This is a genomic window from Bordetella petrii (assembly GCF_017356245.1).
Classification (GTDB): domain Bacteria; phylum Pseudomonadota; class Gammaproteobacteria; order Burkholderiales; family Burkholderiaceae_B; genus Bordetella_A; species Bordetella_A petrii_D.
Window position 1 is genome coordinate 776,067 of the sequence record NZ_JAFMZZ010000001.1, and the last position, 22,244, is coordinate 798,310.

Annotated in this window: 23 protein-coding genes; 13 read left to right on the top strand and 10 right to left on the bottom strand. The window is 68.6% G+C overall.

Going from position 1 to position 22,244, the window contains the following annotated elements; translation table 11 throughout:
- Nucleotides 1–25: 25 nt before the first annotated feature.
- The 9 genes from J2P76_RS03675 (at nucleotide 26) to J2P76_RS03715 (ending at nucleotide 8,783) form a co-directional block, all read left to right on the top strand.
- Nucleotides 26–958, top strand: a complete 933-nt coding sequence (locus J2P76_RS03675; RefSeq protein WP_207404534.1) for a LysR substrate-binding domain-containing protein — start codon at nucleotides 26–28, stop codon at nucleotides 956–958.
- Between the two features lie 179 nt (nucleotides 959–1,137).
- Nucleotides 1,138–1,818, top strand: a complete 681-nt coding sequence (locus tag J2P76_RS03680; protein ID WP_207404536.1) for a DUF4286 family protein — start codon at nucleotides 1,138–1,140, stop codon at nucleotides 1,816–1,818.
- 36 nt (nucleotides 1,819–1,854) lie between these two features.
- Nucleotides 1,855–2,817 carry a TRAP transporter substrate-binding protein gene (locus J2P76_RS03685; protein WP_207404537.1) on the top strand — a complete coding sequence of 321 codons (963 nt, stop codon included), beginning with the start codon at nucleotides 1,855–1,857 and terminating at the stop codon, nucleotides 2,815–2,817.
- 12 nt (nucleotides 2,818–2,829) lie between these two features.
- Entirely contained in the window at nucleotides 2,830–3,336 is a 507-nt protein-coding gene (locus J2P76_RS03690) for a TRAP transporter small permease (protein WP_207404538.1), read from the top strand.
- A complete protein-coding gene (locus tag J2P76_RS03695; protein WP_207404540.1) occupies nucleotides 3,329–4,627 on the top strand; it encodes a TRAP transporter large permease in 1,299 nt (432 codons plus the stop codon). Before J2P76_RS03690 ends, J2P76_RS03695 begins: the two co-directional genes overlap by 8 nt.
- Before the next feature lie 183 nt (nucleotides 4,628–4,810).
- The gene (locus J2P76_RS03700) at nucleotides 4,811–5,785 is read left to right on the top strand and encodes a TRAP transporter substrate-binding protein (RefSeq protein WP_207404541.1); all 975 of its coding nucleotides are present in this window, start codon (nucleotides 4,811–4,813) and stop codon (nucleotides 5,783–5,785) included.
- Nucleotides 5,786–5,791: 6 nt separating this feature from the next.
- A complete protein-coding gene (locus J2P76_RS03705) occupies nucleotides 5,792–6,292 on the top strand; it encodes a TRAP transporter small permease (protein ID WP_207404542.1) in 501 nt (166 codons plus the stop codon).
- The gene (locus J2P76_RS03710; RefSeq protein ID WP_207404544.1) at nucleotides 6,285–7,586 is read left to right on the top strand and encodes a TRAP transporter large permease; all 1,302 of its coding nucleotides are present in this window, start codon (nucleotides 6,285–6,287) and stop codon (nucleotides 7,584–7,586) included. Before J2P76_RS03705 ends, J2P76_RS03710 begins: the two co-directional genes overlap by 8 nt.
- A 138-nt stretch (nucleotides 7,587–7,724) precedes the next feature.
- Nucleotides 7,725–8,783: a porin gene (locus J2P76_RS03715; RefSeq protein ID WP_207404545.1), complete on the top strand. Its 1,059-nt coding sequence runs from the start codon at nucleotides 7,725–7,727 to the stop codon at nucleotides 8,781–8,783.
- Nucleotides 8,784–8,931: 148 nt separating this feature from the next.
- Here the strand turns inward: J2P76_RS03715 and J2P76_RS03720 are convergent, their stop codons facing one another.
- The 7 genes from J2P76_RS03720 to J2P76_RS03750 all read right to left on the bottom strand — a co-directional run bounded on the left by J2P76_RS03720 (nucleotide 8,932) and on the right by J2P76_RS03750 (nucleotide 15,599).
- On the bottom strand, nucleotides 8,932–9,726 hold the full coding sequence (locus J2P76_RS03720; protein ID WP_207404546.1) for a putative hydro-lyase: 795 nt from the start codon (nucleotides 9,724–9,726) through the stop codon (nucleotides 8,932–8,934).
- A complete protein-coding gene (locus J2P76_RS03725; RefSeq protein WP_207404548.1) occupies nucleotides 9,723–11,069 on the bottom strand; it encodes an amidase in 1,347 nt (448 codons plus the stop codon). The genes J2P76_RS03720 and J2P76_RS03725 overlap by 4 nt, the downstream gene beginning before the upstream one ends.
- Nucleotides 11,070–11,131: 62 nt before the next feature.
- On the bottom strand, nucleotides 11,132–11,815 hold the full coding sequence (locus J2P76_RS03730; RefSeq protein WP_207404550.1) for a DUF2848 domain-containing protein: 684 nt from the start codon (nucleotides 11,813–11,815) through the stop codon (nucleotides 11,132–11,134).
- 44 nt (nucleotides 11,816–11,859) lie between these two features.
- Nucleotides 11,860–13,143, bottom strand: coding sequence for a TRAP transporter large permease (locus J2P76_RS03735; RefSeq protein WP_207404551.1), 1,284 nt, complete (start codon nucleotides 13,141–13,143; stop codon nucleotides 11,860–11,862).
- Complete coding sequence (locus J2P76_RS03740; protein WP_207404552.1) at nucleotides 13,140–13,760, bottom strand: TRAP transporter small permease subunit; 621 nt, start codon at nucleotides 13,758–13,760, stop codon at nucleotides 13,140–13,142. The genes J2P76_RS03735 and J2P76_RS03740 overlap by 4 nt, the downstream gene beginning before the upstream one ends.
- A gap of 87 nt (nucleotides 13,761–13,847) precedes the next feature.
- Entirely contained in the window at nucleotides 13,848–14,888 is a 1,041-nt protein-coding gene (locus J2P76_RS03745) for a TRAP transporter substrate-binding protein (RefSeq protein ID WP_207404554.1), read from the bottom strand.
- A gap of 318 nt (nucleotides 14,889–15,206) precedes the next feature.
- Entirely contained in the window at nucleotides 15,207–15,599 is a 393-nt protein-coding gene (locus J2P76_RS03750; protein WP_207404555.1) for a hypothetical protein, read from the bottom strand.
- Nucleotides 15,600–15,821: 222 nt separating this feature from the next.
- On the opposite strand from J2P76_RS03750, the gene J2P76_RS03755 reads away from it, so the two are divergent.
- A complete protein-coding gene (locus J2P76_RS03755; RefSeq protein ID WP_207409106.1) occupies nucleotides 15,822–16,598 on the top strand; it encodes an AraC family transcriptional regulator in 777 nt (258 codons plus the stop codon).
- 16 nt (nucleotides 16,599–16,614) lie between these two features.
- On the opposite strand, the gene J2P76_RS03760 is transcribed toward J2P76_RS03755, so the two are convergent.
- Nucleotides 16,615–17,526, bottom strand: coding sequence for a LysR family transcriptional regulator (locus J2P76_RS03760; protein ID WP_207404557.1), 912 nt, complete (start codon nucleotides 17,524–17,526; stop codon nucleotides 16,615–16,617).
- 102 nt (nucleotides 17,527–17,628) lie between these two features.
- On the opposite strand from J2P76_RS03760, the gene J2P76_RS03765 reads away from it, so the two are divergent.
- Nucleotides 17,629–18,597: a DMT family transporter gene (locus J2P76_RS03765; protein ID WP_207404558.1), complete on the top strand. Its 969-nt coding sequence runs from the start codon at nucleotides 17,629–17,631 to the stop codon at nucleotides 18,595–18,597.
- A 98-nt stretch (nucleotides 18,598–18,695) separates the two neighbouring features.
- Here the strand turns inward: J2P76_RS03765 and J2P76_RS03770 are convergent, their stop codons facing one another.
- The gene (locus J2P76_RS03770; RefSeq protein ID WP_207404559.1) at nucleotides 18,696–19,367 is read right to left on the bottom strand and encodes an ABC transporter ATP-binding protein; all 672 of its coding nucleotides are present in this window, start codon (nucleotides 19,365–19,367) and stop codon (nucleotides 18,696–18,698) included.
- Between J2P76_RS03770 and J2P76_RS03775 the strand changes: the two genes are divergently transcribed.
- Nucleotides 19,366–20,034, top strand: coding sequence for an arylesterase (locus J2P76_RS03775; protein WP_207404560.1), 669 nt, complete (start codon nucleotides 19,366–19,368; stop codon nucleotides 20,032–20,034). The genes J2P76_RS03770 and J2P76_RS03775 overlap by 2 nt on opposite strands.
- On the opposite strand, the gene J2P76_RS03780 is transcribed toward J2P76_RS03775, so the two are convergent.
- Nucleotides 20,019–21,980, bottom strand: a complete 1,962-nt coding sequence (locus tag J2P76_RS03780; RefSeq protein ID WP_207404562.1) for a SurA N-terminal domain-containing protein — start codon at nucleotides 21,978–21,980, stop codon at nucleotides 20,019–20,021. The two genes, J2P76_RS03775 and J2P76_RS03780, sit on opposite strands and share 16 nt — an antisense overlap.
- Here J2P76_RS03780 and J2P76_RS03785 point away from each other — a divergent pair.
- Nucleotides 21,979–22,143 (top strand): hypothetical protein, encoded by a 165-nt coding sequence (locus tag J2P76_RS03785; protein WP_207404563.1) that lies wholly within the window; start codon nucleotides 21,979–21,981, stop codon nucleotides 22,141–22,143. The genes J2P76_RS03780 and J2P76_RS03785 overlap by 2 nt on opposite strands.
- The last annotated feature ends 101 nt before the right edge of the window (nucleotides 22,144–22,244 follow it).

Consider the following 22,244-nt stretch of genomic DNA (forward strand, 5'->3'; position numbering starts at 1 on the left):
GCAGGTTCTTACAGGGGCGTCTTCCGTGAATATCCGCTTTCTGGAAACCTTCATCTGGGTAGCGCGGCTGCGCAGCTTCAAGGCCGCGGCCGGCAAGCTGAACCTGACCCAGGCGGCCATCTCGGGCCGCATCGCCGCCCTGGAAAACGACCTGGGCCAGCAGTTGTTCGAACGCGGCAGCCGCGACACCCGCCTGACCCAGGCGGGCAGCACGCTGCTGGACTATGCGCAGCGCATGCTGGACACCGACCAGGCCATGCGCGAAGCCCTGGCCGGGCCGCCGCGGCTGCGCGGCACGGTGCGGCTGGGCGTGGTCGAGTCCATTGTGCACACCTGGTTCACGCCCCTGATCCGGCAATTGCACGACACCTATCCCGAGCTGGAAATCGAGCTGACGGCAGAATCGACGCGGCGCCTGCAGGACTTGCTCAAGCACGGCAACCTGGACGTGGCCCTGCAGACCGACCCGGTGGTGGGCGACGGGGTACGCAACCGCGACATGGGCATGCTGAAAATGGGCTGGGTGCGCAGCGCGGGCAGCGGGCTGCCGGCCTGCGCCACGGTGGCGGAGCTGGCCGCGCAGCCGCTGGTGACGTTTCCGCGCCATTCGCAGCCGCACCTGCAGCTGCTCGATGTGCTCGATGCGGCCGGCGTGCAGCCTGGGCACATCCATTTCGTGTCGTCCATCGCCGCCTGCACGCAATTCATCGAAGCCGGCCTGGGCGTGGCCACGCTGCCCGTGGCGGCGGTACGGCCCGGCCTGCAGGCCGGACGCTATGAGCTGGTGCAATGCCCGCAGCAATTGCCGCATCTGCGGCTGGTGGCCAGCTGGCGGCCCGATCCGGTGGCGGGGCTGGCCGAAGCCGTGGTGCGCCTGGCCCTGGAACAGATGCGGCATTACGCCCAGCACAACGACGACGCCCTGCCGCCGCTGGATAGCGGCGTGCTGGCGCTGTAACCGGCGCATCGGGGTTTTCCCGGCGGCGGCCGCGCGCGCACGCCATGTACAGGCCGCGCTGGCGCGGCGCGCCGCAGCGATAAGTTTTTCTTTATCGGCGGCACCGGAATAAACCGTTTGTCGCTGCCGCCCCCGCTGCACAGAATGCTTCGCGTAGCGGCCGGCTGTGCGGCCGCGCGATGGAGAAACACGTGGCAGCCCCGATTCGACAAGACCGCGACGCCATGGGCGAACTGTTCATCTGGACGGACATCGACCCGGCGCACGAAGACGACTTCAACCAGTGGTACGACCGCGAGCACATGGCCGAGCGTGCCGGCATCGACGGCTTCCACTGGGCGCGCCGCTATCGCGCGCCGCACGGCGAGCGCCGCTACCTGGCGCTGTACCGCACGGAATCGCTGCATGTATTCGGCAGCCCGGCGTACCGGCAGGCCTTCGAGCACCAGACACCCTGGTCGCTGACCAACTTCGCGCGCATGCGCAACACCAACCGCCGCGTCAGCGTGGTATCGCCGCTGGCCGGCGCCGGCACCGGCGCATCGCTGGGCCTGCTGCCGCTGGGCAGCGTGGAAGCCGCCGCGCGCGCGGCGGCGCTGGCCGAATCGGCGCTGGACATCGACGGCGTGCTGGCGCTGCGCGTGCTGACGCCCGATCCGGACTTGTCGACCCCCCTGCCTTCCGAAGACCCGGCCACGCGCACGCTGGAGCCGGTGCTGCTGGTGGATGCCACCACCGAGCCGGCCGCGGCCGCCGCGGTGCGCCTGATGGCCGACCAGCTGGAATTGCCCAGCGAGCAGGCGCGCACGTTCCACTTGCTGTGGGACCTGCGCTCGGATGACCTGCGCCCCGCGCGCTGACCCTATCCCCCCAAGAAGACAACAAGAGGAAACCCCATGAAGAAGACCTTACTGTGCCTGGCCGCGACGCTGGCCGTCGGCGGCGCCCACGCCGCCACCACCTGGACCATGACGGCCGAACAGCCCGATGCCAACTACCTGACGCAGAACGTGCGCCAGTTCGCCGACGACGTCAAGGCCGCCACCCAGGGCGCGCTGCAGATCAACGTCACGTCCAACAGCACGCTGCTCAAGCGGCCTGAAGTCAAGCGCGGCGTGCAGCAAGGCGTGGTGCAGATCGGCGAAGTACTGGTATCGGCCATGGGCAACGAAGACCCCATGTTCGAAATCGACAGCGTGCCGTTCCTGGCCTCGTCGTTCGACGAATCCGAGAAGCTGTGGAAAGCCACCCGGCCGCTCTTGGCCCAGCGCCTGGACAAACAGGGCGTCGTGCTGATCTACGGTTCGCCGTGGCCCCCGCAAGGCATCTACACCAAGAAGCCGGTCGCGCGCCTGGCCGACCTGGCCGGCACGCGCTTTCGCGCCTACAGCGCCTCGACCAGCCGCATGGCTTCGCTGATGGGCGCCGTGCCCACCACCGTGCAGACGCCGGAAGTGCCGCAGGCGTTCTCGACCGGCGTCATCGACGCCATGCTGACCTCGCCGGCCACCGGCGTGGACACGCAGGCCTGGGACTACGTCAAGTATTACTACGACGCGCAGGCGTTCATTCCGCAGAGCTTCGTCATTGCCAACAAGCGCGCCTTCAAGCGCCTGCCCGAGGCGGCGCAGAAAGCCGTGCTGGAAGCCGGCGCCCGGGCCGAGGCGCGCGGCTGGAAGACCGCCCGCGCCAAGACCGACGAACTGACGCAGACGCTGGCCAGTCATGGCATGGCCGTCGAACCGCTGCCGCCCGAGCTCGCCAGGGAACTGAAGGCCGTGGGCGAAACCATGGTCAAGGAATGGCAGGCCAAGGCCGGCGCCGACGGCAAGCAAGTGCTGGACGCCTACCGCCGGTAAGCGGAAACCGCCATGTCCAGATCCCCAGTCCCCCTGTTCGAGCGGCTGGCCATCGCCAGCGGCGCGCTGGCGGCGTTGTTCCTGGCCCTGATCGGGGTGATCATCGCCGCCCAGATCGCCGGGCGCCTGGCCGGGGTGCAGATCCCGGCCTCGGACGACTTCGCCGCGTGGTCGATGGCCGCGTCGATTTTCCTGGCCCTGCCCTACGCCATGCTGCGCGGCGACCATATCCGCGTGACGCTGCTGCTGCATGTGCTGCCGGCGCGCAGCCAGCGCGGCTACGAGGTGCTGGCGACGCTGATCGGCACCGGCCTGGCCGCATGGGCGGCGTGGCAGGCCGCGCAGTTCGTGTACGAATCGTACGCCTACGGCGAAGTGGCCCAGGGCATGCTGGCCGTGCCGCTGTGGATTCCGCAGATCTGCATGCCCATCGGGCTAGCGCTGTTGGCGGCCATGCTGCTGCGCCGGCTGGGCATCGTGCTGCGCGGCGGCCAACCCGAGGAGACGGCCCATGGGTGACCTGACTCAATCCCTGGTCATCATCTGCAGCCTGCTGGCCCTGCTGGCATGCGGCGTGTGGGTGTCGCTGGCGCTGGTGGCCTGCGGCCTGATCGGCCTGGCCCTGTACACCGACGCGCCGGCCGGCATCATCTTCGCCACCAAGGCGTGGGACGCCTCGGCCAGCTGGGCGCTGACGGCACTGCCGCTGTTCATCTGGATGGGCGAGATCCTGTACCGCACGCGCCTGGCCGAAGACATGTTCACCGGCCTGGGGCCATGGGTGCGGCGGCTGCCGGGCCGGCTGGTGCACGTCAACGTGCTGGGCTGCGGCATCTTCGCCGCCGTCAGCGGCTCGTCGGCGGCCACCGCGGCCACCATCGGCCGCATCTCGCTGCCGGAACTGAAAGCGCGCGGCTACGACGACGGCATCGCGATCGGCTCGCTGGCCGGGGCCGGCACGCTGGGCCTGCTGATTCCGCCCTCGATCGTGATGATCGTCTACGGCGTGGCCGCGCAGGTATCGCTGATCAAGCTCTTCATCGGCGGCGTGCTGCCGGGCCTGATGCTGATGCTGCTGTTCTCGGGCTACATCGGCCTGTGGTCGCTGCGCCATCCCGACAAGGTGCCGCCGCGCGAGCCGGCCGTGCCGCTGAAGGCCATGCTGGCGCGGCTGCGGCTGCTGGCGCCGGTGTCGCTGCTGATCGCGGGCGTCATCGGCTCGATCTACGCGGGCATCGCCACTGCCACCGAGGCGGCCACCATCGGGGTTATCGGCGCGCTGCTGATCGCCGCGGCCGGCAAGTCGCTGACCCGGGCGTCGTTCATCGACAGCCTGATGGGCGCGGTCCGCACCTCATGCATGATCTCGTTCATCCTGCTGGGCGCGGCGTACCTGACCAGCGCCATGAGCTTTACCGGCCTGCCGGCCAACCTGGCGGCCTGGATCTCGTCGCTGGGGCTCAGCCAGTTCGGGCTGATCGCCGTGCTGACGCTGTTCTTCGTTCTGCTGGGCATGTTCCTGGACGGGATATCCATCGTGGTGCTGACCGCCGCGGTGCTGATGCCCGCCGTGCAGGCGGCCGGCATCGACCCGCTGTGGTTCGGCATCTACCTGATCCTGGTGGTGGAAATGGCCCAGATCACGCCGCCGGTGGGGTTCAACCTGTTCGTGCTGCAAGGCATCACGGGGCGCAACCTGTTCGAACTGGTGCGCATGGCGTTCCCGTTTTTCCTGCTGCTGGTGCTGGCCACCGCGCTGATCACCCTGTTCCCGGGCATCGTGACCCTGCTGCCGGCGGCCATGCAATAAGCGGTCACGGCCACGGTTGCAAAACCACCCTAGGAATTACCCCTACGCAGCCCTTTCGGGGGCCTGCCGGGGGGTCTTGCGTCTTAGAATTGCACGGTTTGTGACAGCCGCGGCGGGTGCGCCGCGGCGTACCCGCGATGCCCCCAAGGCCATCCGTCCATGACTGCCTACGAAGGATCTCCCATGAACAAGAAACTTTCCCTGCTGGCCGGCAGCTTCGTGCTGGCCTTCAGCGCCGGCGCCGCCGCCCAGACCACCTGGGACCTGCCCAGTGCCTACCCCGCCAGCAATTTCCATGTCGAGAACCTGAACACGTTCATCAAAGATGTCGAAAGCCTGTCCGGCGGCAAGCTGAAGATCACGCTGCACAACAATGCGTCGCTGTACAAGGCGCCCGAGATCAAGCGCGCCGTGCAGGGCAACCAGGCCCAGATCGGCGAGATCCTGCTCACCAATTACGCCAACGAAGACCCGGTGTACGCGCTGGACGGCCTGCCCTTCCTGGCCACCGGCTACCCCGCCTCGTTCAAGCTGTACCAGGCCCAGAAGCCCTACCTGGAAAAGAAACTGGCCTCGCAGGGCATGATGCTGCTGTACGCGGTGGCCTGGCCGCCGCAGGGCATTTTCGCCAACAAAGACCTGAAGAAAGTCGAAGACCTGAAGGGCCTGAAATGGCGCGCCTACAGCCCGGTCACGGCCAAGATCGCCGAACTGGTCGGCGCGCAGCCGGTGACCGTGCAGCAGGCGGAACTGGCCCAGGCCATGGCCACCGGCGTGATCGATTCGTACATGTCGTCGGCGTCCACCGGCTACGACACCAAGACCTACGAATACATCAAGAAGTGGTACGACACCCAGGCCTGGCTGCCCAAGAACGCCGTCATCGTCAACAAGAAAGCCTATGACGCCCTGGATGCCGCCACCCAGGCGGCCCTGAAGAAGGCCGGCGCCCAGGCCGAAGAGCGCGGCTGGAAGCTGTCGGAAGAAAAGAACAAGTGGTACCAGCAAGAGCTGACCAAGAACGGCCTGGAAATCATCACCCCCACGCCCGAACTGCAATCCGGCCTGACCAAGGTGGGCGAGCGCATGATCAACGACTGGCTGGAGCGTTCCGGCGCCGACGGCAAGGCCATGGTCGAAGCCTATCGCAAGATGTAGGCCCGCATGCGCCGTTTTCTCGATACTTTGTACGGCGCGGCCGGCCTGCTGGCCGGCCTGTGCATGATCGGCGTGCTGGCCTCGGTGCTGGCCGCCATCATCGCCCGCCAGATGGGCTGGAACATTCCCGGCACCGATGCCTACGCCGGTTATTTCATGGCCGCGGCCGGGTTCCTGGCCCTGGCCACTACCTTCAAGCACGGCGAGCACATCCGCGTCACGCTGCTGCTGAATTCGCTGGCCGCGCGCGGCGGCCGGCGGCTCGACATCTTCGCGCTGGCGGTGGGCGCGGTGCTGGCCGCGGCCTTCGCGTATTTCAGCATCAAGCTGGTGCACGATTCGCGGATGTACAACGATATTTCCACCGCCAACGACGCCACGCCGCTCTGGATTCCCCAGATCGCCATGGCGGTGGGCACCGTGCTGTTCCTGGTGTCCGTGGTCGATGAACTGGTGCGCCGCCTGCGCGGCCTGCCCGCACCCTCTTCGCAGCAAACCCATGAATGAAGTCCTGGTCATTACCCTGCTGATCGTCTCGATCTTCGCGCTGCTGGGTTGCGGCGTGTGGGTCGGCCTGACCCTGGCCGGCACCGCCTGGATCGGCATGGAGATTTTCTCCAGCCGCCCGGCCGGCGACGCCATGGCCGTCACCATCTGGGGCGCGGCGTCCAGCTGGACGCTGACCGCCCTGCCCCTGTTCCTGTGGATGGGCGAGATCCTGTTCCGCACCCGCCTGTCCGAAGACCTGTTCAAGGGCCTGGCGCCCTGGCTGAACCGCCTGCCCGGCCGGCTGCTGCACACCAACGTGATCGGCTGCGCCATCTTCGCGGCGGTATCGGGCTCGTCGGCGGCCACCTGCGCCACCGTGGGCAAGATGACCATCCCGGAACTCAAGCGGCGCGGCTACCCCGAAGACAAGGTGCTGGGCACGCTGTCGGGCGCCGGCACGCTGGGACTGCTGATTCCGCCGTCGATCATCATGATCGTGTACGGCGTGGCGGCCGACGTCTCGATCGCGCGCCTGTTCATCGCCGGCATCGTGCCCGGCATCCTGCTGGCCGCGCTGTTCATGGGCTACATCGCCTGGTGGGCGCTGCGCAACCCGGGCCGCATACCGGCCGCCGACCAGCACATGACGCTGGGCCAGAAGCTGTACCAGTCGCGCCACCTGATTCCCGTGCTGCTGCTGATCGCGGCGGTGCTGGGCTCCATCTATGCCGGCATCGCCACGGCCACCGAGGCCGCCGCCATCGGCGTGGTGGGCGCGCTGATCCTGTCGGCCCTGCAGGGCTCGCTGTCGCTGAAGACTTTCACGCAATCGCTGATGGGCGCCACCCGCCTGTATTGCATGATCGCGCTGATCCTGGCCGGCGCGCAGTTCCTGACGCTGTCGATGGGCTATATCGGCCTGCCGCGCGCGCTGGCCGAATGGATCGGCGGCCTGGGGCTGTCGCAGTTCTGGCTGGTCATCGCCCTGATGGCGTTCTTCGTCGTGCTGGGCTGCTTCCTGGACGGCATCTCCATCGTGGTGCTGACCATGGGCGTGCTGCTGCCCACGGTGCAGGCGGCCGGCATCGACCTGATCTGGTTCGGCATCTTCGTGGTGTTCGTGGTGGAAATGGCCCAGATCACGCCGCCGGTGGGATTCAACCTGTTCGTCCTGTCAGGCATGACCGGGCGCGAATTGCCGTATATTGCCCGGGCGTCGCTGCCGATGTTCTTCCTGATGATCGTGGCGGTGCTGCTGCTGTACATGCTGCCCGGCATCGCCACATGGCTGCCCCAGCACATGCGCATGTAAAAAGTAGGCGCGCCGGCCCCGCCCAGCGGAGCCGGCGCATTATCAGCCGACAGCGCGGCAATCATCCGCTGCCGCGCCACCGGCACCCTGCACCGGCCACGAACCGGGCAAAGTAGAAGTTGTACGGGAGGAAACACCATGAAGAAAACCGCCATCGCGCTGCTGGCCCTGAGCGGGCTGGCCGCGGGCACCGCCGCGGCCGAAACCAGCGTCACGCTGTACGGCATTGCCGACATCAGCATGCGCTATCTCAGCCGCAGCAGCCAGGACGACGGCAGCCGCTTCGGCCTGGCCAACGGCGCCATTTCCAACAGCCGCTGGGGCCTGCGCGGCACCGAAGACCTGGGCGACGGCATGAAGGCCTTCTTCCGCCTGGAAAACGGCTTCAACATGCAGAACGGCAACGGGTCCGACCCCGACAAGACCTTCAGCCGGCTGGCCTACCTGGGCCTGGACGGCGGCGCCATCGGCACCCTGACCCTGGGCCTGCAGAACACGCCCATGTTCAACCTGCTGGCCGACCATTTCGACCCGCTGACCGTCGGCAACTACGACCAGAACGCCTGGCTGCCGGCCGCCATGTCGCGCGTGCGCACCGGCAACATGTTCACCTATTCCAACACGCTGGGCGGGCTGGCGCTGGTGCTGTCGTATGCCAACGGCGAAGACTACGACGACCACAAAGTGGGTTCACAGTACGGCGCGTCGCTGCGCTATGCCTTCGGCCAGTTCGCGGTGGGCGGCGCCTACCAGCAAACATACTCGGACACCAATTCCGACGACCGCCAGCGCGTCTGGAACCTGAACGCCTCGTACCAGTTCGAGGCCGCCAAGCTGTTCGCCGGCTACTTCAACGGCCGCGACGAAACCGGTTTCGTGAACGCCGTGATGGGCGGCACGCCCATGCCGGGCCTGGACCGCAAAGACGACGGCTACTTCGCCGGCGTAACCTGGCAGGCCACGCCGCGCTGGGCCATTACCGGCGCCGCCTACTACGACCGCAGCAAGAACGTGGTCGAATCCGGCGACAAAGGCAAGCGCTACGCCCTGGTGGCGGTGGCCGAATACGCCCTGTCCAAGCGTTCGCAGGTGTATGCCACGGTCGACTACAACAAGGTCAAGGACGCCGCCAGCGACGAGATCGACGGCGGCAGCAACCAGGTCGGCGCAGCCGTGGGCTTCCGGCACATCTTCTGACCGGGCGAGCCGGGTGCCTGACGAAGTACCAGGTGCCTGACTAAAGGCCAGGTGTCTGACACCCGCGGGGTGTCAGACACCGTACGGCCGAGACAGCCGACCGGTGTCAGGCACCCTGCGGGAGCCCGACACCCGAACATCCGACTTTCTACAGCACCGCCATCCGGCTGTTGAGCAAATCCGTCACCAGCATGTGGCCCGGCGCGTGCGTGATGCAGAACTTCGGCCGCACGGCCGCCACCACCGATTGCGGCGTGACGCCGCAGGCCCAGAACACGGGGATCTCGCCCGGCCGGATCTCGACCGGGTCGCCGTAGTCCGGACGGTTGATGTCGGCAATGCCGATCTGGGCCGGATCTCCCAGATGCACCGGCGCGCCGTGCACCGACGGAAACCGCGAAGTGACCTGGATGGCGCGGATGGCATCGGCGGCTTTCAGCGGCCGCATCGACACCACCAGCGGCCCCTGGAACGGCCCGGCCGGCTCGGTGGGGATCGAGGTGCGGTACATGGGCACATTGCAGCCCTGTTCGATATGGCGCACCGGCAGGCCGTTGTCGAGCATGGCCTCTTCAAACGAAAACGAGCAGCCGATCAGGAATGCCACCAGATCGTCGCGCCACAGGTCGCGCACGTCGGTGGGCTCGCCCGCCAGCTGGCCGTCGAGCCATACACGGTAGCGCGGAATGTCGCTGCGCACGTCGATGTCGCGGCCCAGGCCGGGCAGCGCGGGGTCGCCCGGCTCGGACACCGCCAGCAGCGGACACGGCTTGGGGTTGCGCTGGCAGAAGCGCAGGAAGTCGCCGGCCACGTCGGCCGGCAGGATCGCCAGGTTGGCCTGCACGTGGCCGGGCGCCACGTTGGCCGTGGGGCCGGCCAGCCGGCCGGCGCGCGCCTCGAGCCGCGCCCGGTGGGCCGCGCCGGGCTGAGGAGAATGCGTCATGATTGCAGCAGGTCTTCGATGGCCATGCTGATCGACAGGATGCGGCGGTCGGCGCCGTTGGCGCCGGCCACCATCAGGCCGGCGGGCGCCGTGCCGGGCGGGTGGCACGGCACCGACGCGGCGCAGCCGTCCAGGAAGTTGATCAGCGTGGGATTGCGCAGGATCAGGCCGTTGGCCGCGTAATAGGCTTCGTCGCTGGCCGTGAGTTCGGCCACGGTGGGCGCGGCCACCGGCACGGTGGGCAGCAGCAGCGCGTCGTAGCCGGCAATGCGGTGCTCCACCGCCGCCACCCAGGCTTCGCGCGCGTCGAGCAGGTCCAGGTAATCGGCGGCCGACATGTCGGCCCCACGGCGGATGCGCGACACCACGCGCGGATCGTAGCGGTCGGCCTTGCGGGCGATCAGGTCGCGATGCCAGGCCCAGGCCTCGGACGCGGTAAAGCCGCCCTGGGCATTGATAGCGGCCAGCTGCGCGAATTCGGGCGCTTCGATTTCTTCGATGCGCGCGCCGGCGGCCGACAGGCGCGACAGCGCGGCGGCGAAGGCCTGCGACACGTGCGCGTCCATGCCGTCCAGCGCCAGGGTCGTGGGCACGGCCAGGCGCAGGCCGCCAAGCATGGCCGGCTGCCATTCGGATACATCCTCGCCGGCCAGGACGGCGTCCAGCGTGGCGCAGCAGCGCACCGTGGGCGCCAGCGGGCCGATCGAGTCCAGGCTGGTCGACAGCGGCAGCACCCCGGCCATGGATACGCGCCAGGCGCTGGGCTTGAAGCCGGCCAGGCCGCACAGCGCCGCCGGGATGCGCACCGAACCGCCGGTGTCCGAGCCGATGGCGCCCAGCGCCATGCCGTCGCTGACCGATACCGCCGCGCCCGACGACGAACCGCCGGGAATGCGGCCGCTGGCGCGGTCCCAGGGATTGAGCGGCGTGCCGTAATGCGGGTTGATGCCCAGGCCCGAGTAGGCGAACTCCACCATGTTGGTGCGGCCGATGATGACGGCGCCCGCCGCCAGCAGGCGCTGCACCACCACCGCGTGCTCGTCGGCCGCCGGCTCGCCCCGCCGCGCCACCGACCCGGCCAGCGTGGTTTCGCCGGCCACGTCGAACAAGTCTTTGATGGAGATGGGCAGGCCGTCGACGGGCGAGCGCGCCAGCCCGGCCGCGCGCAGGGTGTCGGAAGCCCGCGCGGCCGCGCGGGCCTGCTCGGCGTACACGCGCGTGAATACGCGCGCGCCCTCTCCGGCCGGATCCTGGGCGCGGGCCAGCGCGGCCTCGGTCAGTTCAACCGAACTGGTGCTGCCTTGCTGCAAGGCGGCGGCGGTGTCGTTCAAGGTGGCAAGCATGAAGTCCTCGTGCCGCGGGGCGGCGTGCAAGTCGGTGGATATCGCAAGTGGCGCGGCGGAGCTCAGGCCACTTCGGGCAAGACCTCGACATCATAGCGGTGGCGCAGCACGCGCTGGCGGCGCGGGTCGGAAAGCTCCATGATGAAGGTGGCCGACGGCCGGATGCCGCCGATGGCCGCCACGGTGCCGCAGGTCATGCCGGTGCCGTCGGGCAGCGTCCCGCCCTGGGTGTAGCCGGCGATGAGCTCGGCGGGCGTGCGCAGCGACGCCAGCGTGCCCTCTTGGTACAGCACCTGGGCGCCGTTCTCGACAATGTACGCGCGCACTTCCAGTTCATCCCAGTAGCCGGCCACGTCCGCCAGCCGCCAGGCGGCGGTGCCGACCGGCTTGGCGCACACTTGCTTGGACAGCGCCACGCTGTGCGATTCCAGCTTGCGGTCGGTGTGGTCGGACGCGATGCTGACATACAGCTCGCCGCCCACCGCGAACACGAAGGTCTCGATTTCGCCCGACGAGGCGTCGCCCACCGCCTGGATGCGCGCGGCCTGGGTCAGCTGGTTGTCGGCGATGCGGTAGTACAGCGGCACGCTGCTGGGGCGCGGCACGCCGATGGCGGCCAGCTCTTCGATGTGGTGCTCGATGGCGGCGCGATCGCGCCCGGCCCAGCCTGCCACCACCAGGTTGCGGATGTCGGTTTCCAGGCTGCGGACGGCGCCGTCGGACTCGACTTGGAATACAGCTTTCATGATGATTCCTGCGTGAAACTCGATAAAAGGAAACGGCCCGCGCGTCAGCCGAACACGCGCGGCAGCCACAAGGCCAGGCCGGGGAAAAACGCCAGCAGCGCCAGCATCACGAACATAGCCAGCACGAACGGCAGGCTGCCCACGATGACGGCGCCCATGCTGCCGCTCTTGCGCAGGCTCTGCACCACGAACAGGTTCAGGCCCACCGGCGGCGTGATCAGCGCGGCCTCGACCAGCACGATGATGACAATGCCCAGCCAGATCGGGTCGTAGCCCAGCGCGATCATGATGGGCGCCACGATAGGTATGGTGGTGATCATCATCGACAGCGTTTCCATGAAGCAGCCCAGCACCAGGTAGAACAGCACCACGATCAGCAGCATCCAGCCCGGTGACAGGCCCAGGCCGGTGATCGCCTGGGTCAGCGCGTCGGTCAGGCCGGTGGCCGACAGCACGAAGTTCAGGAAGCTGGCGGCGACCACGATCAGCATGATCATGGCGGTGGAGCGCATGGTGCCTTCGATGGCTTCGCGCAGCATGGCCAGAGTCAGGCGGCCGAAGCAGGCCGCCAGGACCAGCGCGCCCAGCACGCCCAGCGCGGCCGCTTCGGTGGGCGTGGCCAGGCCGGCATAGATCGAACCCACCACCAGGAAGAAAATGCCCAGCGGCGGCGCCAGGTGCACCAGGCTGGCCAGGCGCTGCGCCAGCGTGGCGCTGATCTTGCGGCCGCCCCATTGCGGCTTGATCACGCAGGCCAGCACCACCATCAGCATGAACAGCGCCGCCAGCCCGAAGCCGGGCAGAATGCCGGCCAGGTACAGCTTGGGCACCGACGAGTTGGTCAGCACGCCGTAGATCACCAGGTTGATCGACGGCGGAATCAGGATGCCCAGCGTGCCGCCGGCGGCCAGGCTGCCCAGGAACAGCGGCTCGTTATAGCCGTAGCGCTTGATCTGCGGCAGAGCCACCGTGCCCACCGTGGCCGCGGTGGCCACGCTGGAGCCGGACGTGGCCGAGAACAGGGTCGAGGCGCCGATGTTGGCATGCATCAGTCCGCCGGGCAGCCACGACAGCCACAGGCTCATGGCGCCGTACATGCGCTCGGCAAAGCCCGACCGCAGCAGCACCTCGCCCAGCATGATGAACAGCGGAATCGCCACCAGCAGGAACTCGTTATTGGCGCTCCAGGATATTTCGCCGATGGCGCGCGTCAGCGGCAGCATGGAATACAGCGGGTCCAGGATCAGGCCCAGCACGCCCAGGGCCGCGCCCACGGGAATGGAGATGCCGATCAGGACCAGCAGCAGGGTCAGGGCGGTGGCGATCATGCGGCGCCCCCTTTCACCATGCGCTCGCCGGCGGCGGCTTCTTCATCGGCTTCTTCCTGGGCCGAGCGCACGCCGCAGATCTGCTTGACCAGATCCAGGTCGCCGGTGGCCAGCGCCAGCGAGGCGCGCACCAGCATCAGGGCCACGGTGATGCACATCCACAGCAGGCCCAGCATCCACAGCCCTTGCGGAATCCACAGCGGCGTGGCCAGCGGCGTGTTGGCCGCCGAATTGCGCATCCAGGAAGTCTGCGCCATGTCCATGGCGTAGTAGGTCAGGTAGACCATGAAAACGCCCAGCGCCACCAGCGATATCCAGTCCAGCAGCGCCGACAGGCGCACCGGCAGGTACTGGTACAACACGTCGACGCGCACGTTGGCGCGCTGCAGCGTGGCGAACGCCAGGGCCCACGAGGTGCTGATGGCGAAGGCGTAGCTCGACAGCTCATCGGCCCCGCCGGTGGTAAAGCCGAAGAACTTGCGCGCCAGCACATCAAACGAAATCAGCAGCACGCTGGCCAGGGTCAGCGCGCCGCCCACCCAGACGGCCACGCGCGAGCAGGACTCGGCCCGGCGCAGCAGCGCGCCGAGGGTCCGGAATTGTTCAGGTCGGGTCATGACTCTGCCTCCGCGGCCGCGCGCGGCCCGCGCCAGGGTCGCCCCCGGGCGCGGCGCGCAGCCGGCCGCCAGATGATGTGCGGCGGATTACTTCTTGGCCACCAGGTCGAGTTCTTTGCCGATGGTCGCGTTGAAGTCCTTGACGCATTGCGCCGAGCAGCGCGCCGCCCATTTCGGCAGCACGGACTCGCTGAGCACCTTCTTCAGCAGCTGGCGGTCGGCATCGGTAGGCTGCACCAGCACCATCTTGCCCTTGACCGGGTACGGGCAGGCGGCCGCGCCGGTGTTGCAGTCATAGCCTTCCTGGGTCTGGCGCGCGGCGGCGTCCCAGATGTCGTCGACCATCTTGTCGATGTTGGTCTGCAGGAACGTCCGCACCTTGGGGTCGAGCTTGTCCCAGGCCTTCTGGTTGACCGCGTGGATCTGCTGGTTCCAGTTGATGGGCAAGGCGTACAGGTGGGTGGACACTTCATACCACTTGGCCGAATAGCCCGACAGCGAGCCGGTGATGGCGCAATCCACCACCTTGTTCTGCAGGGCGGGCACGACTTCGCCGAACGCCATGGTGACGCTGGAGCCGCCCAGCGCCTCGACGAATTCGGCCGTGGTGCGGCTGCTGGTGCGCACCTTCTTGCCCTTGACGTCGGCCAGGCTCTTGATGTCGGCGTTGCAGAACAGTACCTGCGCCGGATAGGTGGAAATGCCCAGCAGCTTGACGTTGGCGCCCTCGCCGTACAGCTTGGCGTACACGGGCTCGAAGGCGCGGGTGACCGCGCGCGCCGTCTTCACGTCGGGGGCCAGGCCGGCCAGGTCGATGGCTTCGTTGATGGGGTTGTCGCTGGCGAAGTACGACAGCGTGGCCGTGCCGAACTCGATCACGCCCTGCGACATCAGGCGCAGCAGTTCGGGGCCTTTCAGGCCCATTTCGTTGAAGCCCTTGATATCGGCGGTGACCTGCCCCTTGGACAGCTCGGGCACGGTCTTGGTCCAGAACGGCTTTTCGTAGTCGTTGTAGGCGGTCAGGTTGCTCAGCCCGCCCACCACCTTCAGGTGGGTCTTGGGCAGGTCCTGCGCGTGGGCGGCGGTGGCCAGCAATGCGATGGCGGCGACGATCAAGGGCTTCTTCATGGGAGGATTCTCCTTGCAGGCGGGGTTCGGTCGCGCGCCGGGCCCCGTTACCCGATGGCGCGCTGCAAATCGGCCAGGCCGGCCGCTTCGCGCGTCCGGCCCCTCTTTGCCGCGCATTGCACCGGGCAGGCGATGCCCTGTCCAATCGTAAGTTCGGATGCCAAGGTATAAATTATTTTTAAGTCTTGGCCGGCAAGCCGCACCAGGCGGCGTGGAACGCAGCAATCGCGCGGCTTTGCGGGGCGCGCCCGGAAAAGCGCGCGGGTTGCCGCGCCGCTTCGCCATATACGGGTTTGCCTGGAGGCATCAGGGAAAATCCTAGGCGGCCCGGCGCGCCATGGCCGCGCCCTGCCCGCCGGAAAACGCCGCCAGCAGCTCGCGCGCGCGGTCGCGCGCCTGCGCCAGCGTGGGCACCGCCACGAACGGCAGGCCGAACGCGCGCGGGTCCGGCACGATGGAGATGAACCCGGCGCAGCAGCGCCGCAGCCTGGCCATGTTCAAGGCCTGCCATGCCACCATGTCGCGGCGGTCGGCGGGCGCCATGTCCACGTTCAGGTCGGTGCCGACCAGCACAAAGGGCGTCTGGCTGGCGGCCAGCATCTCCATCTCGCGCGTCCAGGTGTGTACGGCGCCCTGGGCCACGCTGGGGCGCCGGGTCAGCACCACCGGAAAGTGCGTCAAGTCGTGCAAGGCATATGCATCCCGATTCATTCGAACACTCCTGTCGTGCGGGCCGGCCGGGCAGTTGCCCCGGGGCCGGCCCTGGTGGGGTCGCCGCGGCGCAAGCGTGGCCCCGGCAAAGCGGGCGCGCATGCCGCCCCGCCCCTGCTCGCAGCAAGGCCATTGCCGCAGATCATGGCTGAGAATGATATACATTTGTATCTGCTGCCACTAACGCAATTGCGTCAACCAATGCTCCAGACCCGCCACCCCATGCTTGCCCAGGCGCCGCCGGCCGTGGATCCGGCCCGCCTGCTGACGCCGTTCCAGGTTGAACGGGCGCGCCAGAACCGCGGCATTGCCGTGCCGCCGCACTGCCACGACCAGGGCATGCTGCTGATCGTGCTGGAAGGCGTCAGCGTGGTGCGCTGCAACGACGAGGTGCTGACCATGACGCCCGGACGCGTGGGCTGGATGCCGCCCGGCGTGCTGCACGAGGCCAACTGGTTCGGCCAGGCGCGCGGCCTGTTCCTGTACGTGCGCGCCGATGCCTGCGGCGGCCTGCCCGCCCGGGCGTGCGTCTGGCCGTCCAGCCCGCTGGTCGAGGCCCTGCTGCACCGGCTGGCCGATACGCCGCCGGACGGCCAGGACGCCGCGCATACCTTGCGCCTGTTCGAGGTGCTGATCGCCGAACTGCGCATGAGCCGCCAGGCGCGCCTGCCGCTGCCCATGCCGCGCGACCGCCGCCTGCGCGAGCTGGCCGACTCGCTGCTGGACCGGCCCGACGACGCCCGCGGCATCGAGGCCTGGGCGCGGCGGGTAAACATGTCGTCGCGCACCCTGATGCGGCGTTTTCGCGCCGAAACCGGCGTCACGCTGGGCCGATGGCGGCAGCAGGCGCGCCTGCTGCGCGCCCTGGAATGGCTGGCGGCCGGCAAGCCGGTCACTGAAGTGGCGCTGGCGGTGGGCTATGAAAGCATCAGCGCCTTCATCAGCAGTTTCCGCAATGCCCATGGGGTGACGCCCAGCCAGTACTTCGCGCGCCATTGAGGCGCGCCGTGCGCGGCTATACCCCCTCCGAGGGCCGCGCCAGCCGGCCGGCGGCGGCCTGCTGGGCCAGCTGCGCGATGACGCGCGCCACATGGCTGTCGGGGCCCTGCACCCAGGTGGCGGTGAAGGCCAGGTCGGGCAGCGGGTCGGCCCGCACATCCAGCAGCCGCAGCTCGCCGCTGGCCAGTTCCTTGTCGAGGAACACGGGCGCGATCACGCTGGTGCCGATGCAGTCCAGCGTCATGCGCACCACCATCGACAACGACGCGCTGCCGTACATGCGCGGTGCCTGCACGCCGGCACGGGTAAGCATGTCGCGCACGAACAGGTACGGGCTGCTGCTGGACGGATAGGTAATGACCGGCAGCGTGCCGATGCGCTGCAGGGTCAGGGGCTCGGGCCCCAGCGCCAGGCGCGGGCTGGCCACCCAGGCCAGCGGATAGGCGCACAAAGGAAGATTTTCGAAACGGGCTTCCAGCACCGGGCCCATCAGGAAGGCCAGGTCGATCTGGCGCGCCGTCAGGTGGCTGCGCAGCACCGGCGTGGTGTCGACTTCGATCTGCAGCACCAGCGCGGGGTAGGCGGCGTGCAGGTGCTCGACCAGCGCCGGCAGCCAGGTCTGCACGATGGTCTCGGCCACGCCGATGCGCAGGGGGCCGCGCATCACATTCTGTTCGCGCGCGGCCTGCAGCATGTCGCGGCGCAGCTGCAGCATGCGCTCGGCGTGCGACAGCAGTTCATGGCCCTTGCCGGTCAGCGTCACGCCCCGCGCGTCGCGCTCGAACAGGCGCACGCCCAGGTCGCGCTCGAGCGAGGCGATGCGCTGCGAGACCGCCGGCTGGGTGGTGTTGAGCTTTTCGGACGCGGCGCGAAAACTGCCCAGCGTCGACACCCAGAAAAAAGTTTCGATGTTTCGTAGATCGATCATGGCCCGCATCCGTGTGGCGAGGATGAGCGTATCATGTGCCCGTTTCGCCGAGCCGGCCGCGCGCCGGCTCGCGCATGTCGTCCGCCTGACAAGGAGACCCGCATGTCCCGGGCCGCCGCCGGGTCCGCCCCGGCTGCCTCGCCGCCAGCCGCAGCCGCGCGCCCGCCATCGGCGCGCCCGCTGATCGGCATCGTACTGTTGATTCTGTCGGCCTGGACACTGTCGTGCCTGGATGCCAGCGGCAAGTGGGTAATGGAAGCCGGCGTGCCGCTGCTGATCCTGTGCTGGGTGCGCTACCTGGCGCACCTGCTGCTGGTGCTGGCGCTGGTGCTGCCCCGCCGCGGCCTGGCCGTGCTGCGCAGCACGCGCCCGCGCGAGCAGCTGCTGCGCGGCGGCTCGATGCTGCTGGCCACCCTGGCGTTCTTCACCACGCTGAGCTATATGCCGCAGGCCGAGGCCACGGCCATCAACTTCCTGGCGCCGCTGATCGTGCTGGCCCTGGCCCCCTGGGTGCTGAAAGAACCGCCGCGCGCGTCGCGCTGGGTGGCGGCGGCCGTGGCGTTCGGCGGCGTGCTGATCATTGTGCGCCCCGGCGGCGGGCTGCATCCGCTGGGCGTGATGTTCGGCCTGCTGACGGCCTGCTGCTTTGCCGCGCAGTTCATCGCCACCCGCCGCGTGGCCGGCGACGACCCGTACACCTCGCTGGTCTGGAGCGGCGCGGTGGGCACCCTGTGCCTGACTCTGGCTCTGCCGGTCACCCTGCCGCCCGCCCTGCCCGTGCTGGCCCATTTAAGCCCCGGCAACTGGCTGCTGCTGGTATCCACCGGCGTGTCCGGCGCGCTGGGCCACCTGCTGCAGATCGGCGCCTACCGCAACGCCGCGGCCTCGACGCTGGCGCCCTTCGTGTATTTGCAGATCGTCAGCGCCACCGCGGTGGGCTGGCTGGTGTGGGGGCACTTTCCGGATGCGCTGACCTGGCTGGGCATCGCCATCATCTGCGGCAGCGGCATCGTCATCGGCCTGATCGAATGGCGGCGCAGCCGCACGGCCGCGCCGCTGACGTCCGCGTAGCGGGTGTTGCCGGACACCGTACGGCTGAGATGGCTGCGGCGTACCGCGGTGCCAGGCACCTGGCGGAGCCTGACACCTTCCAAGGCCCCGTGAAACGATCAACCGGCCAGCCGGCCCGCCGCCAGCACCAGCTGCCGCCCGCAGCGGGCGGCCAGCTGCGGGTCGTGGGTGACCAGCACCAGCGTGGTGCCATGCTCGCGGTGCAGGTCGAACATCAGGTCCATCACGGTGGCGCCGGTGGCCGCGTCGAGGCTGCCGGTGGGCTCGTCGGCGAACAGCAGGTCGGGCTGCACCACGAAGGCCCGGGCCAGCGACACGCGCTGCTGTTCGCCGCCGGACAGGGTGCGCGGATAGTGATGCAGCCGCTCGCCCAGCCCCACCCGCCGCAGCATGGCCTGGGCGGCCTCGCGCGCCGGCTGGCCGGCCAGTTCCAGCGGCAGCATGACGTTTTCCAGGGCCGTCAGGTTGGGCAGCAGCTGGAACGACTGGAACACGAAGCCCACGTGGCGCGCGCGCAATTGCGCCCGGCCGTCTTCATCGAGCGAGAACAGGTCCTGTCCGGCCAGCCGCACGCTGCCCGCCGAGGGAACGTCCAGCCCGGCCATCAGTCCCAGTAGCGTGGACTTGCCGGAACCGGAGCTGCCGGTGATGGCCACGGCGCTGCCGGCCGCCACCGTAAAATCGATTCCTTCCAGGATCGACAGCGTGCCGCCCGCGTCGGACACCTGCTTGCCCAGCCCAGAGACTTCGATCGAGACCTTGCTATCCATGCGCTTATTCTTCCGTTGGTTTATTGCCGCCGCCATGGCCGCCGCCCTTGCCGCGCCGGCCGCTCACGCTCAGACTCCCGCCCCGGCGCCAGGTTCCGCGGCACGCACCGTGCTGGTGGTGGGCGACAGCCTGTCGGCCGAATATGGCCTGGCGCGCGGCACCGGCTGGGTGCCGCTGCTGGCGAAGCGGATGTCGGAACAATACCCCAACTACCGGGTCGTCAATGCCAGCATCAGCGGCGATACGACCAGCGGCGGCGTCTCGCGCCTGCCGGCGCTGCTCGAGCGCCACCATCCGGCCATCGTGGTGCTGGAACTGGGCCCGAACGACGCGCTGCGCGGGCTGTCGCTGAAAATGACCGAGCAGAACCTGCGCGACATGGCCCGGCAGTCGCGCCAGGCCGGCGCCCAGGTGCTGATCGTGGGCATGCAGATTCCGCCCAATTACGGGCGCGATTACACCCAGCGCTTCGCCGCGGTGTTCCCGGCGGTGGCCAAGGCCGAGCAGGCCGGGCTGGTGCCCTTCTTGATGGACGGCATGGCCACCGACCGCGCGCTGTTCCAGGCCGACGGCATCCACCCCAATGAGCAGGCGCAGCCGCTGCTGCTGGACAACGTATGGGCCGCGCTGCGGCCCATGCTGAAGAAGGATCAGCCGGCGGACTGATCCTGGCTTTGCAGCACCGCCGCCGCTTCGGGCAGGATCTTCACCTGGTATTGCTGGCGCAGCATCTTCAGCACCGCGGCGTCTTCGGCCTGGCCCCAGGCCGCCCCCAACTGGCGCGCCAGCATGTCGCGGGCGGATGCCTCGGTGGCGCCGGGCTCGATCTTGTCCAGGCGCACCACCACGAAGTCGCTGCCGTCGTTCACGCCCGTATAGGCGGGCACCGGCTGGGCCGGCAGGCGCATCGCGGAGTTGAGCACGTCTTGCGACAGCTGGCCGGGCTGCTGGCGCGACACCACGGCAGACGCGCCGAAGCCTTCGGGCAGCGTGGCCGGGTCGGCCTTCCAGCCTTCCAGGGCCGCGGTGCCCGCCTTGCGGGCCGCCTCGGCGGCGCGCTCGTCGAGCAGGCGCTCGCGGATCTGGTCGCTGACTTTTTCCAGCGGCGGCACGTGCTCGGGCTGCATTTGCGCCACGCGCACCGCCAGCATGGTGTCGGGCGACAGTTCGATGACGCCGGAGTTCTGCTTGTCGCGCAGCACTTCGGGTGAAAACAGGGCCTGGCGCACGCGGGGATTGTCGAGCAGCTGGGCATCCGGGCTGCCGGCCGCCGCGCCGGCGCCGGCCTGCTCGGCCGGCAGCAGCCCTTCGCGGGTGATGCCGGAGGCAGTGCGCAGCTTCAGGCCCAGTGCGTCGGCGGCGGGCTGCAGGCTGTCGCGCTGGTCGTAGACGGTTTCGGTAAGCTTGGTGGCCATCTCGGAAAAGCGCGTGGCCGCGATCTGCTTGCGGATTTCGGCGGTGATTTCGTCGCGCACTTCGGCCAGGGGCTTGATGGCGGCCGGCTGCACTTCGGTGACCTTGACGATGTGCAGGCCCGAGGGGCTTTCGACCACCCCCGAAACCTGGTCTTTGGACAGGCTGAAAATGGCTTTTTCAAGCGGGCCGGTAAGCATGCCCGGCGCCAGCCAGCCCAGGTCGCCGCCCTTGTCGGCGGAACCGGCGTCCTGCGAGTTGGCGCGCGCCAGTTCGGCGAACTTGGCGGGATCGGCCGCGGCCTGCTTGGCCAGCGCTTCGGCCTTGGCGCGCGCCGCCTTGCGGGCGTCTTCCGTGGCGCCGGCGGGCAGCTCTATCATGATGTGGCTGGCGCGGCGGCGCTCGGGCTGGCCGAAGCGGTTCTTGTTCTGTTCGTAGTAGCTGGCGATGTCTTCGTCCTTGACCTGCACGCCCTGCGTGGCGGCGGCTTCGTCCAGCACCAGGTATTGCGCGCTGACCTGGTCGGGCACCGTCAGCTGCTGCTTGTTGGCGTCGTACCAGGCCTGGATGTCTTGCGGCGACACCGAGACCTGCGCGCGGTAATCGGCCGCGGCAAAGCGGCGCAGCTGTACGGTGCGCTGCTGGGTCAGGGCGGATTCGAGCGAGGCGGTGACGACGTCGGGCACGCTGGCCGACTGCGTGATGGGTTCGAGCACGCGCCCCACCGCCAGGTCGCGGCGCAGGCCGGCCTCGAACGAGGTGGGAGTCATGCCCTGCGCGGCCAGCACCTGGCGATAGCGTTCGGGCGAGAAACGGCCGTTGTCCTGCACCTGCGGGATCGCGGCAATGGTGTTGCGCAGCGTGCCGTCAGATACCGAAAAGCGGTTGTCGATGGCCACCTGCGCCAGCAGGCGCTGGTCGATCAACTGGTTGAGCAGCTGCTCGCGCATGGCGGGCGTGTCGACCAGGGCGGGATCGAACTGGCTGCCCATGCGCTGGCGGAACTGCTCGAGCTGGTTGCGGTGGGCCATGTCGAACTCGCCGCGCGTGATGGGCTGGCCGGCCACCGTCGCCAGTTCGGGCTCGCGGCTGATGAAGCTTTCGTAGCCCTGGATGCCGACCAGGAAGAACGACGGCACGATCAGGATCAGCAGAATGAACTGCATCCAGCGGCGATGATTGCGTAGTAGTTCGAACATGGATTCCCTGTTTGCCGTACGCGGCGCGCCCGACGAAGATGGACGCCGCGCCGCAAAAAAACGCGTAAAAAAAGGCGAAACCGATTCGCCCTTGCCAGGTGCCGGAACCGAACCCGGTAAGCCGCCGGAGTTTACCATTTTCGCCCCGTACGCCACAGCCTGACCAGATGGCCGCCTCTAGGGGCGTGGCGGTGCCGGTGCTATGTCCGGCTTCTTTTGGGACGTGCTTGTTTCCCCGAGGCCGGTTGAGTTCTTGCCCCGTCT

Coding starts and splice junctions, on each gene's coding strand:
- J2P76_RS03720 (WP_207404546.1), bottom strand. CDS start 9,726: ATGACGCATTCTCCTCAGCCCGGCGCGGCCCACCGGGCGCGGCTCGAG.
- J2P76_RS03680 (WP_207404536.1), top strand. CDS start 1,138: ATGGAGAAACACGTGGCAGCCCCGATTCGACAAGACCGCGACGCCATG.
- J2P76_RS03780 (WP_207404562.1), bottom strand. CDS start 21,980: ATGTTCGAACTACTACGCAATCATCGCCGCTGGATGCAGTTCATTCTG.
- J2P76_RS03710 (WP_207404544.1), top strand. CDS start 6,285: ATGAATGAAGTCCTGGTCATTACCCTGCTGATCGTCTCGATCTTCGCG.
- J2P76_RS03715 (WP_207404545.1), top strand. CDS start 7,725: ATGAAGAAAACCGCCATCGCGCTGCTGGCCCTGAGCGGGCTGGCCGCG.
- J2P76_RS03755 (WP_207409106.1), top strand. CDS start 15,822: ATGCTTGCCCAGGCGCCGCCGGCCGTGGATCCGGCCCGCCTGCTGACG.
- J2P76_RS03725 (WP_207404548.1), bottom strand. CDS start 11,069: ATGCTTGCCACCTTGAACGACACCGCCGCCGCCTTGCAGCAAGGCAGC.
- J2P76_RS03765 (WP_207404558.1), top strand. CDS start 17,629: ATGTCCCGGGCCGCCGCCGGGTCCGCCCCGGCTGCCTCGCCGCCAGCC.
- J2P76_RS03750 (WP_207404555.1), bottom strand. CDS start 15,599: ATGAATCGGGATGCATATGCCTTGCACGACTTGACGCACTTTCCGGTG.
- J2P76_RS03695 (WP_207404540.1), top strand. CDS start 3,329: ATGGGTGACCTGACTCAATCCCTGGTCATCATCTGCAGCCTGCTGGCC.
- J2P76_RS03740 (WP_207404552.1), bottom strand. CDS start 13,760: ATGACCCGACCTGAACAATTCCGGACCCTCGGCGCGCTGCTGCGCCGG.
- J2P76_RS03775 (WP_207404560.1), top strand. CDS start 19,366: ATGCGCTTATTCTTCCGTTGGTTTATTGCCGCCGCCATGGCCGCCGCC.
- J2P76_RS03760 (WP_207404557.1), bottom strand. CDS start 17,526: ATGATCGATCTACGAAACATCGAAACTTTTTTCTGGGTGTCGACGCTG.
- J2P76_RS03785 (WP_207404563.1), top strand. CDS start 21,979: ATGGATTCCCTGTTTGCCGTACGCGGCGCGCCCGACGAAGATGGACGC.
- J2P76_RS03685 (WP_207404537.1), top strand. CDS start 1,855: ATGAAGAAGACCTTACTGTGCCTGGCCGCGACGCTGGCCGTCGGCGGC.
- J2P76_RS03735 (WP_207404551.1), bottom strand. CDS start 13,143: ATGATCGCCACCGCCCTGACCCTGCTGCTGGTCCTGATCGGCATCTCC.
- J2P76_RS03690 (WP_207404538.1), top strand. CDS start 2,830: ATGTCCAGATCCCCAGTCCCCCTGTTCGAGCGGCTGGCCATCGCCAGC.
- J2P76_RS03770 (WP_207404559.1), bottom strand. CDS start 19,367: ATGGATAGCAAGGTCTCGATCGAAGTCTCTGGGCTGGGCAAGCAGGTG.
- J2P76_RS03730 (WP_207404550.1), bottom strand. CDS start 11,815: ATGAAAGCTGTATTCCAAGTCGAGTCCGACGGCGCCGTCCGCAGCCTG.
- J2P76_RS03700 (WP_207404541.1), top strand. CDS start 4,811: ATGAACAAGAAACTTTCCCTGCTGGCCGGCAGCTTCGTGCTGGCCTTC.
- J2P76_RS03745 (WP_207404554.1), bottom strand. CDS start 14,888: ATGAAGAAGCCCTTGATCGTCGCCGCCATCGCATTGCTGGCCACCGCC.
- J2P76_RS03705 (WP_207404542.1), top strand. CDS start 5,792: ATGCGCCGTTTTCTCGATACTTTGTACGGCGCGGCCGGCCTGCTGGCC.